This window comes from Pseudomonas sp. NY15437, from assembly GCF_048068435.1.
GTDB lineage: Bacteria > Pseudomonadota > Gammaproteobacteria > Pseudomonadales > Pseudomonadaceae > Pseudomonas > Pseudomonas nitroreducens_B.
Map to the genome: position 1 here is coordinate 342,099 of NZ_JBLUQC010000002.1, position 17,207 is coordinate 359,305.

Annotated in this window: 4 protein-coding genes; 2 read left to right on the top strand and 2 right to left on the bottom strand. The window is 66.9% G+C overall.

Annotation, left to right across the window (positions count from 1 at the left end; genetic code table 11):
- Positions 1 to 307 precede the first annotated feature (307 nt).
- Both ACNFIA_RS05725 and ACNFIA_RS05730 read left to right on the top strand, forming a co-directional pair.
- Complete coding sequence (locus tag ACNFIA_RS05725) at positions 308 to 13,204, top strand: retention module-containing protein (protein ID WP_416783364.1); 12,897 nt, start codon at positions 308 to 310, stop codon at positions 13,202 to 13,204.
- 114 nt (positions 13,205 to 13,318) lie between these two features.
- On the top strand, positions 13,319 to 13,648 hold the full coding sequence (locus ACNFIA_RS05730) for a tryptophan synthase subunit beta (protein ID WP_259753297.1): 330 nt from the start codon (positions 13,319 to 13,321) through the stop codon (positions 13,646 to 13,648).
- A 749-nt stretch (positions 13,649 to 14,397) separates the two neighbouring features.
- Here the strand turns inward: ACNFIA_RS05730 and lapD are convergent.
- A complete protein-coding gene (gene lapD, locus ACNFIA_RS05735; protein ID WP_416783365.1) occupies positions 14,398 to 16,341 on the bottom strand; it encodes a cyclic di-GMP receptor LapD in 1,944 nt (647 codons plus the stop codon).
- Between the two features lie 56 nt (positions 16,342 to 16,397).
- Complete coding sequence (gene lapG, locus ACNFIA_RS05740; RefSeq protein WP_416783366.1) at positions 16,398 to 17,102, bottom strand: cysteine protease LapG; 705 nt, start codon at positions 17,100 to 17,102, stop codon at positions 16,398 to 16,400.
- Positions 17,103 to 17,207 lie beyond the last annotated feature (105 nt).

The window sequence follows — 17,207 nt, forward strand, 5'->3', positions numbered from 1 at the left end:
CAGCGATTCGATTGCCGCAATCAGCGTCAAAAGACCGGCGAATGGCTGCAAGGAAAGCTTCAAAAAGCGTGATGAATTTCACGCTAAATTTTTTTGGGCGGACCACCGATATCAAAGTGACATCGATTTGCCAATTGTTTAGGATGGCAATCGAATGGTCAATACATTGGCATATACCTAATTTCCAACCGCTATAAGCCATGTTTTTGACGCCAAACTTTTTGCTCTTACAGACAAGGGAATGCCTCCTGAGCCGACCCCACTCGCGGCCGGTCGGCAACCAGGCAAGCCTCACCAGGAGAAGTGCATGAGCAGCGTCGTCGCCGTCGTAAAAAGCATCATCGGCCAAGTGATTGCGGTATCCCCCGAAGGCGCCCAGCGCGTGCTGGTCGAAGGCGATCGCATCTACCAGGGCGAGCAGCTGCTCACCGGCGCTTCCGGCGCGGTGACGCTCGACGTCGGCAAGGGCACGCTGGTGGACCTGGGCCGCGACAGCCAATGGAGCAGCGCCGACCTGCCGCAGGGCGAGGCGCACCACGCCGCCGCGCAGCCGGTCAACGCGCCGAGCACCGAGGACCTGCAGAAGGCCATCGCCGCCGGCCTCGACCCGACCCAGGCGCTGGCGCCCACCGCAGCCGGCCCGAGCGCCGCGCCTTCGGCCGCGGGCGGCAACGGCGGCGTGGGTGGCGGCCACAGCTTCGTGGTGCTGGACGCCACGGCCGGTCGCGTCGACGCGAACATCGGCTATGCCACCAACGGCCTGGGCAACGGAGGCGCCGGCGACGACCAGCGCCAGGGCGAACTGCCGCCCAACCTCCCCCCGGTGATCACCGACGGCCGCAACGGCGTGCTGAACCTCACCACCGCCGAAGACACCCAGCTCACCGGCACCTTCTCCGCCCGTGCCCCCAACGGCGACCTGATCGCCTACAGCGTCGGCCAGGCTCCGGCCAACGGCCTGCTGGTGCTCAACCCCAACGGCACCTGGCAGTACAACCCCAACGGCGACTACAACGGCGCCGACACGTTCACCGTGATCGTCACTGACGCCCGTGGCGCCAGCAGCACGCTGGTGGTGAATGTCGGCATCACCCCGGTGAACGACACCCCGGTGGCCACTGGCACCTATACCAGTGCCATCACCGACACCGCCGCCAATGACAGCTTCGCCGACATCAAGGGTCAGCTGGCCGCCACCGACGTCGATGACCGCAACCTGACCTGGAGCGGCAGCGCCAAGGGTGCCTATGGCGAGCTGACCGTCAACGCCGACGGCAGCTACACCTACGTGGTCGATGCGAATGCCGTGAACGCCCTGCCCCAGGGCCAGAACCCGAGCGACAGCTTTACCGTCACCGTCACCGATCCGTCCGGCGCCACCGACACCCGCGTCATCACCATCAACGTCCAGGGCGCCAACGACACCCCGGTCGCCCAGGATGGCCAGGCCAGCGGCAATGAGGACAGCGTGATCGGCGGCCAACTGCTGGCCACCGACCGCGACACCGGCAGCAGCCTCACCTTCACCAGCAGCGGCAATCCGCCGGCGGGCTTCACCCTGAAGCCGGACGGCAGCTGGACCTTCGATGGCAAGGACCCGGCCTACCAGCACCTGGCCGAGGGCGAAACCCTGGTGGTACAGGTGCCCTACACCGTCACCGACGAGCACGGCGCCACCAGCACCGCCACCCTGACCGTGACCCTGACCGGCACCAATGACGCGCCGGTCGCACAGCCGGGCGCCGCCAGCACCGACGAGAACAGCGTGCTCAACGGCCAGGTGCCGGCCGCCTCCGACGTGGACGGCAGAGTTGCCGGCTACCAGCTGACCACCGGCGTCGGCCAGGGCAACGGCAGCTTGACCTTCAACCCGGACGGCAGCTACGTCTTCAACCCCGGCAAGGACTTCGACAGCCTGGCCCAGGGCGAGACCCGCGACGTCACCTTCACCTACCAGGCGAAGGACAACAACGGCGCGCTGAGCGACCCGCAGACCATCACCCTCACCGTGACCGGCACCAACGACGCGCCGGTTGCCCAGCCGGGCGCGGCGACCACCGACGAGAACAGCGTGCTCAACGGCCAGGTGCCGGCCGCCTCCGACGTGGACGGCAGCATCGCCGGCTACCAACTGACTACCGACGTCGGCCAGGGCAACGGCAGCCTGACCTTCAATGCCGACGGCAGCTACGTCTTCAACCCTGGCAAGGACTTCGACAGCCTGGCCCAGGGCGAAACCCGCGACGTCACCTTCACCTACCAGGCGAAGGACAACAACGGCGCGCTGAGCGATCCGCAGACCATCACCCTCACCGTCACCGGCAGCAACGACGCCGCGGCGATCGCCGGCCAGACCAGCGGCAGCGCCGATGAGACCAACGCCCCGGTCACCCTCGAGGGCAAGCTGACCATCAGCGACGTCGACAGCCCGGCGAGCTTCCAGGCCCAGACCGGCACCGCCGGCGACCACGGCACGTTCAGCATCGCCGCCGACGGCAGTTGGTCCTACGTCGCCAATGACGCCTACAACGCGCTCAAGCTCGGCGAACACCTGACCGACAGCTTCACCGTGCTGGCCGCCGACGGTACCCGCACCACCGTGACCGTGACCATCAACGGCACCAACGATGCCCCGGTCGCCTCCGCCGATACCGCCACCACCGAAGAAAACACCGTTCTCAACGGCCAGGTTCCGCCGGCCAGCGACGTGGACGGCACCGTCGTCGGCTACCAGCTGAGCACCGACGTCGCCCAGGGCAAGGGCTCGCTGACCTTCAACGCCAACGGCAGCTACACCTTCGACCCGGGCAGCGCGTTCGCCCATCTGGCCGCCGGCGCCAGCGAAACCGTGACCTTCACCTACCAGGCGCAGGACAACAACGGCGCGCTGAGCGATCCGCAGACCGTCAGCATCACCGTCACCGGCACCAACGACGCGCCGGTGGCCTATGCCGATAGCGCCACCACCGACGAGAACAGCGTCTTCAACGGCCAGGTCCCGGCCGCCACCGACGTGGACGGCAGCATCGCCGGCTACCAGCTGACCACGGGCGTCGGCCAGGGCAATGGCAGCCTGACCTTCAATGCCGACGGCAGCTACGTCTTCAACCCGGGCAAGGACTTCGACGGCCTGGCCGAAGGCGAATCCCGCGACATCACCTTCACCTACCAGGCGAAGGACAACGATGGCGCCCTGAGCGACCCGCAGACCATCACCCTCACCGTCACCGGCAGCAACGACGCCCCGATCGCCAGCGCCACCACTGGCGCGGTGAAGGAGGACGCGCAGATCAGCGGCCAGCTCGCCGCCAGCGACGCCGACAACGGCGCCACGCTCAGCTACGCCCTGGACAAGGCCGCCCCGGCCGGCTTCAGCGTCGATGCCGACGGCAAGTGGAGCTTCGACGCCAGCGTCAGCGAGTACCAGCACCTGAAGGCCGGCGCCACGCAGACCCTGAGCATTCCGTTCACCGTCACCGACGAGCACGGCGCCACCAGCACCAGCTCGCTGACCATCACCGTCACCGGCACCAACGATGCGCCGGTGGCCAACGCCGCCTCGGCGAACGCCAGCGAGGACAAGCTCAGCCTCGGCAAGCTGACCGCCAGCGACGTCGACGACGGCGCCAAGCTCAGCTTCAGCCTCAACGACAAGGCCCCCGCCGGCTTCACCCTGTTCAAGGACGGCACCTGGGCCTTCAACGGCCTCAACCCGGCCTACCAGAGCCTCGCCTCCGGCGAGAGCAAGGTGTTGTCCATCGACTACACCGTCACCGACGAACACGGCGCCACCAGCAGCAACACCCTGACGCTGACCGTCACCGGCACCAACGACACGCCCATCGCCCTGCCCTCGCTGACCTTCGTCCGCGAAGACGCGCAGATCAGCGGCGAGCTGAAAGCCATCGACGTCGACCACGGCGCGCAGCTCACCTACAGCCTGAACCAGGCCGCCCCGGCGGGCCTGACCCTGGGCAGCGACGGCAAGTGGAGCTTCGACGCGGGCGATGCCGCCTACCAGCACCTGAAGGCGGGCGCGACGCAGCTGATCAGCGTCGGTTACACCGTCACCGACGAGCACGGCGCCAGCACCCCGAGCGTGCTGCCGATCACCGTCACCGGCACCAACGACGCGCCCAAGGCCAACGCCGCTACCGCGGCAGCCGCCGAGGACGCCGTCAGCAAGGGCCAGCTCACCGCCACCGACGTGGACGACGGCGCCAAGCTGAGCTTCAGCGTGGCCGGCAACCCGCCCGCCGGCTTCACCCTGAAGACCGACGGCAGCTGGACCTTCGACGGCAAGGACCCGGCCTACCAGTCCCTCGCCGAAGGCGAGACCCGCGACATCCAGGTCAAGTACATCGTCACCGACGAGCACGGCGCCACCGACACCCAGACCCTGACCCTCACCGTCACCGGCAGCAACGACCCGGCCGTGATCGGCGGCGTGGCCAGCGTGAATGTGGACGAGACCGACGCGCCGATCACCACCGGCGGCCTGCTGACCGTCAGCGATGTCGACGGCGCCGCCAGCTTCCAGGCGCAGACCGGCGTCGTCGGCAAGTACGGCAGCTTCAACCTGGGCGCCGACGGCCAGTGGACCTACACCGCCAACGCGGCCTACAACGAGCTCAAGCAGGGCGAAAAACTGACCGACAGCTTCACCGTCAAGGCGACCGACGGCACCAGCGCCACGGTCACCGTGAACATCGTCGGCACCAACGATGCGCCGGTGGCCTTCGGCGACAGCAAGACCACCGGCGAGAACGCGGCCTTCACCAGCCAGGTTCCGCTGGCCACCGATATCGATGGCAGCGTGGTCGGCTATCAGCTGGCCACCGACGTCGGCCAGGGACATGGCAGCCTGACCTTCAACGCCGACGGCAGCTACACCTTCGAGCCGGGCACCGACTTCGATCACCTGGCCGCCGGCGAAAGCCAGGACGTCACCTTCACCTACCAGGCGAAGGACGACAACGGTGCGCTGAGCGACCCGCAGACCATCACCATCACCGTCACCGGCAGCAACGACGCCGCGGTCATCAGCGGCCAGACCTCGGTCAGCGTCAACGAAACCGATACGGCCGTGAACACCGGCGGCCAATTGACCATCAGCGACGTCGACGGCCCGGCCAGCTTCCTGCCGCAGTCCGATACCCTCGGCAATTACGGCAAGTTCAGCATCGATGCCAGCGGCAAGTGGACCTATTACGCCCAGGGCGCCTACAACGAGCTGAAGGTCGGTGAAGTGCTCACCGACACCTTCAGCGTCACGGCCGCCGATGGCACCACCGCCAACGTCACCGTGAACATCGTCGGCACCAACGACGCGCCCTTCGCCATTCCCGCCAGCGCCAGCGCCGTGGAAGGCGGCATCAAGGACCTCGGCATCGTGGCCGGCGCCACCGACGGCTCGTCCATCACCCTGACCGTGACCACCACCCAGCCGGGCGAGGCGGTCAGCTTCAACTGGTCGTTCGGCACCCAGGACTACGGCCCGTTCAACGACTTCGCCTACGTGCAGGTCAACGGCCAGAAGGTGCAGCTGCTCTCCAGCGTGTCCGTGGTCGGCGACGGCGGCAACTCGGGGCTGCAGACCTTCCAGCAGGTGTTCGACAAGCCGGGCACCTACACCATCGTCCTGGGCGTTTCCGACTCCGGCGACACCCTCGTCGACTCGACCCTGGTGCTGAGCAACCTGCCGTCGCAGGTGAGCGTCGGCAATGTGCTCGGCCAGGTCAGCCATACCGGCAACAACTGGACCCTGACCACCAACGGCGCCAACGGCACCACCCTGGGCAACCAGCTCAAGCCAGTCAGCGAGATCACCGGCAAGCTGCAGGCCACCGACGTCGACCACGACGCCCAGCTGACCTTCAGCACCGCCCAGAACACCGCCGGCTTCACCCTGAAGCCGGACGGCAGCTGGCTGTTCGATGCCAAGGACCCGGCCTACGACAATCTCGCCCAGGGCGAGCAGCAGGCGGTGGTCATCCACTACACCGTCACCGACGAGCACGGCGCCACCGGCACCAGCACCCTGACCATCACCGTCACCGGCACCAACGACGCACCCGTCGCCGGGGTGATGAAGGAAACCGTCTACGAAGACAGCAAGATCGGTGGCCAGCTGGCCGGCAGCGATGTCGACCACAACGCCGTGCTGACCTTCGCCACCACCGGCAGCCTGCCGGCGGGCTTCAGCAGCGACAGCAGCGGCAAGTGGAGCTTCGACGCCAGCAACGCGGCGTACCAGCACCTGGCCGTGGGCGCGACCCAGGTCTTCACCGTCAACTACAGCGTCACCGACCAGTTCGGTGCGAAGAGCGCCAGCACCCTGACCATCACCGTCATCGGCACCAACGATGCGCCGGTGGCCAAGGCGGCCAGCGCCTCGGTGAATGAAGACAAGATCAGCGGCGGCACCCTCACCGCGACCGATATCGATGACGGCCACGCGCTGTACTTCAGCCTGAAGGACGCCGCGCCCAGCGGCTTCACCCTCAACGCCAACGGCACCTGGAGCTTCGACGGCAACCACGCCGACTACCAGACGCTCGGCGCCGGCGAAACCCTCGAGCTGCAGATCAAGTTCATCGTCACCGACGACAAGGGCGCCACCGACGAGAACGTCCTGACCCTGACCGTGAACGGCAGCAACGATGCCGCCATCATCAGCGGGGCGAAGATCGTCAACGTGGACGAGACCAACGCGCCGATCACCACCACCGGCAAGCTGGACGTCAGCGACGTCGACGGCCCGGACGCCTTCCAGGCCCAGACCAATGTCGCCGGCAAATACGGCACCTTCAACCTCGGTACCGACGGCACCTGGACCTACGTCGCCAAGGACGCCTACAACGAGCTGAAGCCGGGCGAGCAACTGACCGACACCTTCACCGTGAAGGCCGCCGACGGCACCAGCTCCAGCGTCACCGTGAACATCCTGGGCACCAACGACGCCCCCACCGCGTACGATGACAGCGTCACCATCGACGAGAACGGCCGCGTCAATGGCAAGGTACCGGCCGCCACCGATCCGGATGGCAAGGTCTCCGGCTACCAGCTGGTCACCGACGTCGGCCAGGGCAACGGCTCGCTGAACTTCAACTCCAGCGGCACCTACCACTTCGAGCCGGGCAGCGACTTCGACCACCTGGCCGCCGGCCAGAGCCAGGTCGTCACCTTCACCTACCAGGCGAAGGACGACAACGGCGCGCTGAGCGAGCCCCGGACCATCACCATTACCGTCACCGGCAGCAATGACGCCGCCGTCATCAGCGGCGTGAAGTCCAGCAGCGTCAACGAGACCGACGCGCCGGTCAGCACCGGCGGCAAGCTCAACGCGAGCGACGTCGACAGCCCGGCAACCTTCCAGGCGCAGAGCGATGTGGCCGGCAAGTACGGCACCTTCAACCTCGGCACCGACGGCGCCTGGACCTACGTCGCCAGCAGCGCCTACAACGAACTGAAGGTCGGCCAGACCCTGACCGACACCTTCACCGTGAAGACCGCCGACGGCACCAGCGCCACCGTGACCGTCAACATCGTCGGCACCAACGACAACCCGGTCGCCTTCGACGGCACCGCGGCCACCGACGAAAACAGCGTCTTCAACGGCCAGGTTCCGAGCGCCACCGATGTGGACGGCAGCATCGCCAGCTACCAGCTGGCCAGCGACGTGGCGGCCGGCAAGGGCACCCTGACCTTCAACGCCGACGGCAGCTACAGCTTCAACCCGGGCAGCGCCTTCGACCACCTGACTGCCGGCCAGAGCGAAACCGTCACCTTCACCTACCAGGCCAAGGACAACAACGGCGGGCTGAGCGATCCGCAGACCATCACCATCACGGTCAACGGCAACAACGACGCACCGGTCGCCTACGCCGACAGCCAGACCACCGACGAGAACGCCGTGCTCCAGGGCCAGGTCCCGGTCGCCACCGATGTGGACGGCAGCGTTGCCAGCTATCAGCTCGCCAGCAACGTGGCGGCCGGCAAGGGCACCCTGACCTTCAACGCCGACGGCAGCTACACCTTCGCGCCGGGCAGCGATTTCGACCACCTGGCCGCCGGCCAGAGCGAAGCCGTGACCTTCACCTACCAGGCGAAGGACAACGACGGCGCACTGAGCGACCCGCAGACCATCACCATCACCGTCACCGGCAGCAACGACGCGGCGGTCATCACCGGCCAGGCCAGCGCCAGCGCCGATGAAACCAACGTCCCAGTCACCCTCGACGGCAAGCTGAACGTCACCGACGTCGACGGGCCCGCCAGCTTCCAGGCACAGACCAACACCGCCGGCACCTACGGCACCTTCAGCATCGCCACCGACGGCAGCTGGACCTACGTGGCCCACTCCGCCTTCAACGAGCTGAAGGCCGGCGAGCACGTCACCGACACCTTCGTCGTGAAGGCCGCCGATGGCACCAGCAGCAACGTGACCGTCACCATCAACGGCACCAACGACGCGCCGGTCGCCTTTGCCGACAGCCAGACCACCGACGAGAACGCCGTGCTCCAGGGCCAGGTCCCGGTCGCCACCGATGTGGACGGCAGCGTCGCCAGCTACCAGCTCGCCACCAACGTGGCGGCCGGCAAGGGCACCCTGGCCTTCAACACCGACGGCAGCTACACCTTCGCGCCGGGCACCGCCTTCGATCACCTGGCCGCCGGCCAGAGCGAAGCCGTGACCTTCACCTACCAGGCGAAGGACAACGCCGGCGCACTGAGCGACCCGCAGACCGTCACCATCACCGTCACCGGCAGCAATGACCGCCCGATTGCCGTCGACGGCACCGCCTCGACCGAAGAGAACACCGTCCTGCACGGCCAGGTCCCGACCGCCACCGATATCGACGGCACCGTGGTCGGCTACCAGCTGGCCACCGACGTCGCCCAGGGCAAGGGCAGCCTCGTGTTCAACGCCGACGGCAGCTACACCTTCACGCCGGGCAACGCCTTCGACCACCTGGCCGCCGGGCAGAGCGAAACCGTCACCTTCACCTACCAGGCGAAGGACGACGCCGGCGCGCTCAGCGATCCGAAGACCATCACCCTCACCGTCAACGGCAGCAACGATGCCCCCAACGGCGCCGACAAGACCGTCACCCTGGACGAAGACAGCAGCCGCAACTTCAGCGCCGCCGACTTCGGCTTCACCGACGTGGACAGCGGCGACACCTTCAGCGGCGTGCGCATCGACAGCCTGCCCACCCATGGCACCCTGACGTTCAACGGCAACGCCGTGACCGCCGGCCAGGTGATCGGCGCCGCCGACCTCGGCAAGCTGGTGTTCACCCCGGCCGCCAACGCCAACGGCGACAACTACGCCAGCTTCACCTTCTCGGTGAAGGACAGCGCCAATGCGTTCGACACCACGCCGAACACCCTGACCCTGAACGTCACCCCGGTGAACGACGCCCCGCTGGCGGTGAACGACACCTTCACCCTCAGCGGCCTGAAGGGCAGCTACTGGGGCTACCGCGAGGGCGTCGATGGCAGCAACCTGACCAGCCTGTCGCAGGTTTCCTCGTTCATCACCGGCAAGGCGGCCGCCGCCACCTTCACCGCCACCTCGCTGAACTACAGCCTCAGCGGCGGTGACCTGGGCGGCGACGGCAACCTGCAGAAGTTCCTCGGCAACGATGCGAACTCCCTGAGCAGCGACCCGGCGAACACCTCCGACGCGATCATCCAGCTGACCGGGGCGATCAACCTCAACGCCGGCAACTATCAGCTGCGGGTGAATGCCGACGACGGTTTCAGCATCAGGATCGACGGCGTGGAGGTGTTCAAGTTCGACGCCAACCAGAGCCCGACCGGTCGTGAATCGGCGGTCTTCAGCATCGCCCAGAGCGGCAGCCACAGCATCGAGATCGTCTACTGGGACCAGGGCGGCCAGGCCCAGCTGCAGGTGGAAATGCGCCCGCAGGGCGGCACCTACAGCGTGCTCGGCGGCACGGCGCTGACCCACGCGGTGAGCGAGCTGGTGACCAACGAAGACACCGCGCTGACCATCGCCCCGCAGACCCTGCTGGGCAACGACAGCGACGTCGACGGCGACGCCCTGTCGATCGTCAGCGTGCAGAACGCGGTCAACGGCAGCGTGAAGCTGGAAAACGGCAACGTCGTGTTCACCCCGGCCAAGGACTTCAACGGTACCGGCAGCTTCACCTACACCATCAGCGATGGCCACGGCGGCACCAGCACCGCGACCGTCACCGTGGGCATCAACCCGGTGAACGATGCACCGGAGGCCAAAAACGACCAGCAGACCACCGGCGAGAACAACAGCCTCAGCGGCGTGGTGCCGGCTGCCAGCGACATCGACAGCGCGGTCAACCCCAACGGCTATGCCCTGGTGAAGGACGTTGGCGCCGGCAACGGCAGCCTCACCTTCAACGCCAACGGCAGCTACGTGTTCAACCCCGGCACTGACTTCGACGCGCTCAACGTCGGCGAATCGCGCCAGGTGACCTTCACCTACACCGCCAGGGATGCCCAGGGCGCGGTCAGCGCACCGGCCACCGTGACCATCACCGTGACCGGCAGCAACGACCTGCCCACCGCCACCGACAGCACCGTGACCCTGAACGAGGACGGCAAGCGCAGCTTCAGCGCCAGCGACTTCGGCTTCAGCGACAAGGACGCCGGCGACGCGCTCAAGGCCATCCGCATCGACAGCCTGCCCACCGCTGGCAGCCTGAGCCTCAATGGCCAGTCGGTGACCGCCGGCCAGGTGATCGCCGTCAGCCTGCTCGCCAGCCTGGTCTACACCCCGGTGGCCAACGCTGCGGGCAACGCCTACGCCACCCTGAAGTTCTCCGTGCAGGACAGCCACGACGGCTTCTCCAGTGCCTCCAGCACCCTGACCTTCAACGTCACTCCGGTGAACGATGCGCCGCTGTCGGCCGACGGCTCGGCCAGCGTCTATGCCGGCAAGACCTACACCTTCGCCCTCAAGGACTTCGCCTTCAGCGACACCGCGGACTCCGCCAACGGCCAGAACCACAGCCTGCAGAACATCCTCGTCAAGGCCCTGCCGGACGCCGGTACCCTGCTGCTCAACGGCACCGCGGTGAAGGCCGGGCAGGCCATCAGCGCCAGCGATGTGGCCGGCGGCAAGCTGACCTTCGTGCCGGACGCCTCCGGCGCCAACGGCCACTTCAGCTTCGCCGTCCAGGACAGCGGTGGCGTGGCCAACGGCGGCGTCGACACCTCGCCGACCTACGGCTTCGACATCCACGTCGGCCAGGTGCAGATCCCGGCGACCAACCCCAACGGCGACAACACCCTCACCGGTGGCTCGGGCGACGACGTGATCCTGGGCGATGTCGGCGGCATCAAGACCCTCACCCAGGGCGGCACCAACTACAACATCGCCCTGGTGGTCGACACCTCCGGCAGCATGTCCTACAACCTCGCCGGCCAGTCCGGCGCGGCGTACGCCAACTCGCGGATCAAGCTGGTCAAGGACGCGCTGATCAACCTGGCCAACGAGCTCAAGGGCCATGACGGGATCATCAATATCTCGCTGATCGGCTTCCAGAGCACCGCCAGCCTGAAGGTCAGCATCACCGACCTGTCCGATGCGAATATCGATCAACTGATCAACGCCATCGGCCAGAACCAGAACCAGGGCCTGCAGGCTTCCGGCGGCACCGACTACCAGGAAGCCTTCGGCCAGGCGGTCAACTGGTTCAACACGCAGAAGAACGGCTACGAGAATGTCACGCTGTTCCTCACCGACGGCGACCCGACCGAGTCCAGCGGCAGCGGCTCCCTGATGCAGAACACCACCCAGGCCTTCGCCAGCCTGTCGGCGCTCAGCGAGGTGCGCGCCATCGGTATCGGCACCGGCGTCAACGAGAGCACGCTCAAGTACTTCGACAACACCAGCGTCACCGGCATGGGCTCGGTCTACACCACCGCCACCACCACGCTGTCCACCTTCGACAACAGCGCCAGCCTGGCGAAGTGGACGCTGTCGCCGAGCTCGACCGGCAGCGCCGGTGTCGCATCCGGCAAGCTGAGCATGACCGACACCAACGCGGCCGGCGCGACCACGGTGAACAGCGCCGAGCTGACCGTCGCCAAGTACGCCACCTCGAGCTTCAGCTTCGACTTCGCCGACAGCATGCGCAGCGGCGATACCTTCACCTGGAAACTGATGAAGAGCGAAGGCAACGGCGTCTGGAGCGAAGTCGAGTCGCATACGCTGAACTTCAATGCCAGCAACACCACCTACACCACCGACAATGTCGTGGGTGAGGGCACCTACCGCCTCGACTTCGTGCTGAACGATGCCACCAGCAACAACCAGGCAGCCGGCGTCACCATCGACAACCTCAAGCAGATCATCAACAGCTACGCCCCGGTCGGCCAGGTGGACATCGTCAAGCAGGCCAGCGACCTCACCGCCGCCCTGCACGGCGGCTCCACCTCCACCGAGCTGGCGCCCTCGGGCCACGACACCATCACCGGTGGCGCGGGCGACGACATCATCTTCGGTGACACCATCAACACCGATAACCTCCCCTGGGGTGTCAACGGCAACCCGGCGAAACCGGCCGACCTGCCAGCGGGCTCCGGTGTCAGCGCACTGTCGGCGTTCCTCGAGCTGAAGAACGGCCATGCCGCCACCAGCGACGAGATGTACGACTACATCAAGGCCAACCACGCGCTGTTCAACGTCGACGGCGATACCCGCGGCGGCGACGACCACCTGTACGGCGGCGATGGCAACGACATCCTCTACGGTCAGGGCGGCAACGACTTCCTGTTCGGCGAGAATGGCAACGACATCCTCTTCGGCGGCACCGGCAACGACCAGCTCACCGGCGGCAAGGGCGACGACATCCTCACCGGCGGTGCGGGTGCCGACACCTTCATCTGGAAGGCCGGCGATATCGGCAACGACACCATCACCGACTTCAAGGCCGGTGAAGGCGACCGCATCGACATCAGCGACCTGCTGCCGGACACCGCGCACAACGACATCCTCAGCTACCTGAAGGTGGACACCGCGACCTCGACCCTGCAGGTGAGCACCACCGGGCAGATCAACAACGGCGGCGCGGCGGACGTCACCATCAAGCTGAGCGGCGTCGACCTCTCCGCCTACGGCTCGACCTCCACCGAGATCGTCAACAAGCTGGTGGCGGGTTCCGACCCGGTGGTCAAGACTGAGCATCACTGATCCGCGGTTGCCCCACGGCTTCCAACCGGTCAGGCTCTGACACGGCGACAGCGGGCCACCCTTCGGGGTGGCTGCGCTGTCGCCCCTTCACATCACGAAACAGGGGACGGGTCGATGCTGTACATCCAGCGCAACGCCGAGGGGAAGATTTCCCGCGTCGAGGACGCCGAATTCGAAGGCGCCACCGGCACCCTGCCGGCGGACCATCCGGACATCCAGGCCTGGGCGGCCGAGAGCAGCCTGCTGCAGCTCAAGCAGAGCGACCTGGACATGATCCGGGTACTGGAGGACTTGATCTCGGTGCTGATCACCAAGGGCGTCATCCGCATCACCGACCTGCCGCCGGCGGCGCGCTCCAAGCTGCTCAACCGCACCCAGGCGCGCGAGGCGCTGGGCGGGCTGACCCGGCTGATCAACGACGACGAGGAAACGGGGCTGATCTGAGCCCCGTTTTCTTTGGGCCGACGCCTGCTGGCTTCGGTTGCCCAGCAGCGAGCTGCCTGATACGCCGGCCCTGCCGGCGGTTCGCGGGCATGGCCCGCTCCTACAGGGTAAGTTCGGCGCTGGGGGTTCGCGAGCAAGCTCGCTCCTACGAAGAGCTCGTACGTTCAGCTTTGGTTCGGCGAGACTTCCAGAAAAACACCCGCGCGCTCCCACTGCCCCGATCAGGAGGCCGAGAGGAAGCGGAGTTTCAGGGGTTGAGCGACATGGATGTCGCGAGAGCGTCGATGGGCCAGGGATGGTCCTTCGACGCGTGCCCCTGAAACTTCGCTTCAACGAGGGAATTTTTCGCCTGAGCGAAAAACCGGATGTCCGGGGCAAGACCTTTGCCTACTTTGCGTCGTTTGGCAAAGTAGGTCGCCCGAGGGGGCGAAACCGGAAGTCCGAGCGCACGCCGAAGCGGCGCAGCAACTCACCACCTGAAGCAAAAATATGTAAGGCGCATGACCCGGAACGGGTTATCCGCCGATGCCAGGACGGCGGATAACGCTGGCGCGTTATACGCCCTACGCGCTGCCGACGGTTCGCGGGCATGGCCCGCTCCTACAAGGCGTTGCAATCCAGTGATTCCCGGTAAGAGAGGAGCCCGCCGCAAAGGATTTCGCGGACAAGGTCCGCTCCTACGCAACCGGTAACTCCGGCACCAACCTGTAGGAGCGAGCTTGCTCGCGAACAGCCGGCGCGAACACCCATCACCAAGGCGCCGGCCCACCAAACAGCTGCCCCTGCACGCCCTGGATGCCCATCTCCTTCAGCACCCGGAACTCCCCCGCCGTCTCCACGCGTTCGGCGATCAGCGGCAGGTCGATGCTGTGCGCCGCGCGCTGCATGGCCTCGATGAACAGGCGCTTGTCGTTCTCCTGATCGATATGGCGGATGTGGCTGCCATCCACCTTGAGGTACGCCAGCCCCAGCCGCGCCAGGTTGCCGATCATGCTGAAGCGCCCGCCGAAGTGCTGCAGGCTCAGGCGATAGCCCAGCTCGCCCAGGCGGCGGGTCAGGGCTTCGAGCACCGGCTGCGCCGGCAGTTGGTCCTCCTCCAGCTCCAGGGTCAGGCGCCCGGCAAACTGCGGGTGCTGGCGCAGCAGGTCGAAGACGCGGGTGGTCGCCCACTCATCGCGCAGCAGCGCGCTGGAGAGGTTCAGCGCCAGCGGGCGATTGTGCCGGGCCATGTCGGCCAGCACGCTTTCGAGCATCAGCAGGTCCAGCCGCGCGGTCCAGCCGAAGCGGTCCAGCCAGGGCAGGAAGCGCCCGGCGGCGAGGCTGCCGCCCTGCCCGTCCGGCAGGCGCGAGAGCACCTTGTAATGCAGCACCACCTGCGGGTCGGCGCAGGACACCACCGCCTGGAAGTGCAGCTGGAAGCGCTTGTGCACCAGCGCCTCGTCCAGCAGCTGGTGCCAGCTGTGGCGCTCCTCGGCGACCGGCTTCGCGCCGCCCTGGAGGAAGGCCCAGCAGCTGTCGTGCTGCCGCTCCGCCTGCACCAGCGCCTCGTCGGCGCGCTGCAGCAGCGTCTGCGCCGACTCGCCGGAAACGAACGGCACCAGCCCCAGGCACGCCACCGGGCTGACATCGCTGGCACCGGTGCTCACCAGCGCCGCGAGCATGCCCTCCAGGCGCATCGCCAGGGCCGGCGCGTCCTCGGGCATCAGCCCCGGCGCCAGCATCACGAACTCGCCGCCGCGGCTGCGCGCCAGGGTCAGGCCGGCGCCCAGGCCCTGCCCGGCCAGGCGCAATTGATCGGCCACCGCCTTGAGCAACTGGTCGACGCGTTGCCCGCCCAGGCGCTGGTTCAGCCCGGCCAGATCATTGACCCGCAGCACCAGCAGCACGCCGCTGCTGACCTGGTCCTCGGCGCTCAGCCGGTTGCTCAGCTGCATGTCGAAGAAGCGCCGGTTGCCCAGCCCGGTCAGGCTGTCCTGGTAGGCCTCGTCGCGCAGGCGTTCGCTGCGCTGCGCCTGCTCCTGGAACAGCGCCTTGAGCTTCTCCACCATCTGGTTCATCGCCTGCACCACGCGGCGCAGCTCGGGCGTGCGCGGCAGTTCCGGCAGGCTGAGGAATTCACGCCGGGCGATGGCGTGGGACTGCGCCACCATGTAGTCCAGCGGCTTCAGCTGGCGGCGCAGCAAGATGGCGCCGAGCACGGCGCTGGCGATGCCGCACAGCACCAGCCAGAGCAGGCTGCCCAGGGCGCTCTGCCAGAGCCTGGCGATGGCGAACATCGGGTGGCTGAGCACTTCGACCCGCGCCGCCTGGGTCCAGCCGCGGCTGACGATGGCATCGCCGCCGGCCGAATGCAGGTCGATCAGCGCGATGAACCACTGCGGCACCTTGGCCGCCACCGCGTCGGGCACGCCGGTGCGCTCCACCATCACCTTGCCGGTGGCCAGGTCGATCACGCGGATGCTCTCGAAGTAGCCGCTGTCGAAGATCGAGCTGACCATCAGCTCGACCATCGCCGGGTCGTCGATGTTCGGCGTCAACGACAGGCCCAGCGCGGTGGCCGCGTCCTGGGCGTGGGAGCGCAGCTGGTTGCCGTACTGCTCGCGGGAGCTTTCCAGGCCGACCATGAAGCTGCCGCTGAAGGCGACCACCAGGAACAGGCAGATGGCGATCAACAACTGTTTGAACAGGGACATCGTGTCTCCAGGCTCCCCCCGTGGGAGCTATTCGTTGCGCGGCTATTCATCGAAGGCTATTCCTCCAGGGGGAAGCCTTCGGCCTTCATCTTCTTCAAGAGGTCCTGCCAGCGCGACAGCCGCTTGCTGTCGCCCACCTGCTTGCCGCCGCCGGCACCGTTGCCGGCAAGCCAGAGGCCCTCGCCATTGAAGGCGTAGACCGGCTGCAGATCGCTGCGCTGGCTGGCCGGCAGGATGCTGCCGATCAGGTTGTCCAGCACCAGCGGCACGGCGTCGGGCCGTGGGTAATAGGTCAGCACCATGTGCGCCTGGTTCAGGCGCAGCGCCTTGACGTAGGTAATGCGCAGCTTCTGCGCCGGCACCCCGAGGTGGCGCAGGCTGATGTACTTGGCGATGGCGAAATCCTCGCAATCGCCGGCCCCCTTGAGCAACGCCTCCACCGGCGTGGCCCAGTAGTCCACTTCGTGCCAGAGGCTCAGGTCGTCGGTGAAGCGCAGCTGGTCGTTGAAGAAGCGATTGACCGCCTGCAACTGGTCACGCTCGCTGGCGGCGGATTGTTGCGCCAGCAGCTTCTGCCAGGCATCGATGCGCACCTGGCCTTCGCCCAGCGGCCCATAGAGCCGGGTGGACTGCTGGCTGATCCGCTGGAAATCCCACTCGGTCTGCTGCGCGCCCGCCAGGACACCGAGCGACGTCGCCAGCACCAGGGCCAACGGCCCCGGCCAGCAACGACGCAGCATCCTGGAACAACGGCTGAGCATGATCGCGACGACTCGACTGCGAGCGCCGACAACCAGCTGCGGGCGCAGGGGTGGCATGGTGCAGACTGGCGGCGGAAAAAACAATGGCACAATGCAATCACTCGC

Excerpts from the sequence above, each read along its gene's own strand:
- ACNFIA_RS05725 (WP_416783364.1), top strand. The coding sequence starts at position 308 with ATGAGCAGCGTCGTCGCCGTCGTAAAAAGCATCATCGGCCAAGTGATT.
- ACNFIA_RS05730 (WP_259753297.1), top strand. The coding sequence starts at position 13,319 with ATGCTGTACATCCAGCGCAACGCCGAGGGGAAGATTTCCCGCGTCGAG.
- lapD (WP_416783365.1), bottom strand. The coding sequence starts at position 16,341 with ATGTCCCTGTTCAAACAGTTGTTGATCGCCATCTGCCTGTTCCTGGTG.
- lapG (WP_416783366.1), bottom strand. The coding sequence starts at position 17,102 with ATGCTCAGCCGTTGTTCCAGGATGCTGCGTCGTTGCTGGCCGGGGCCG.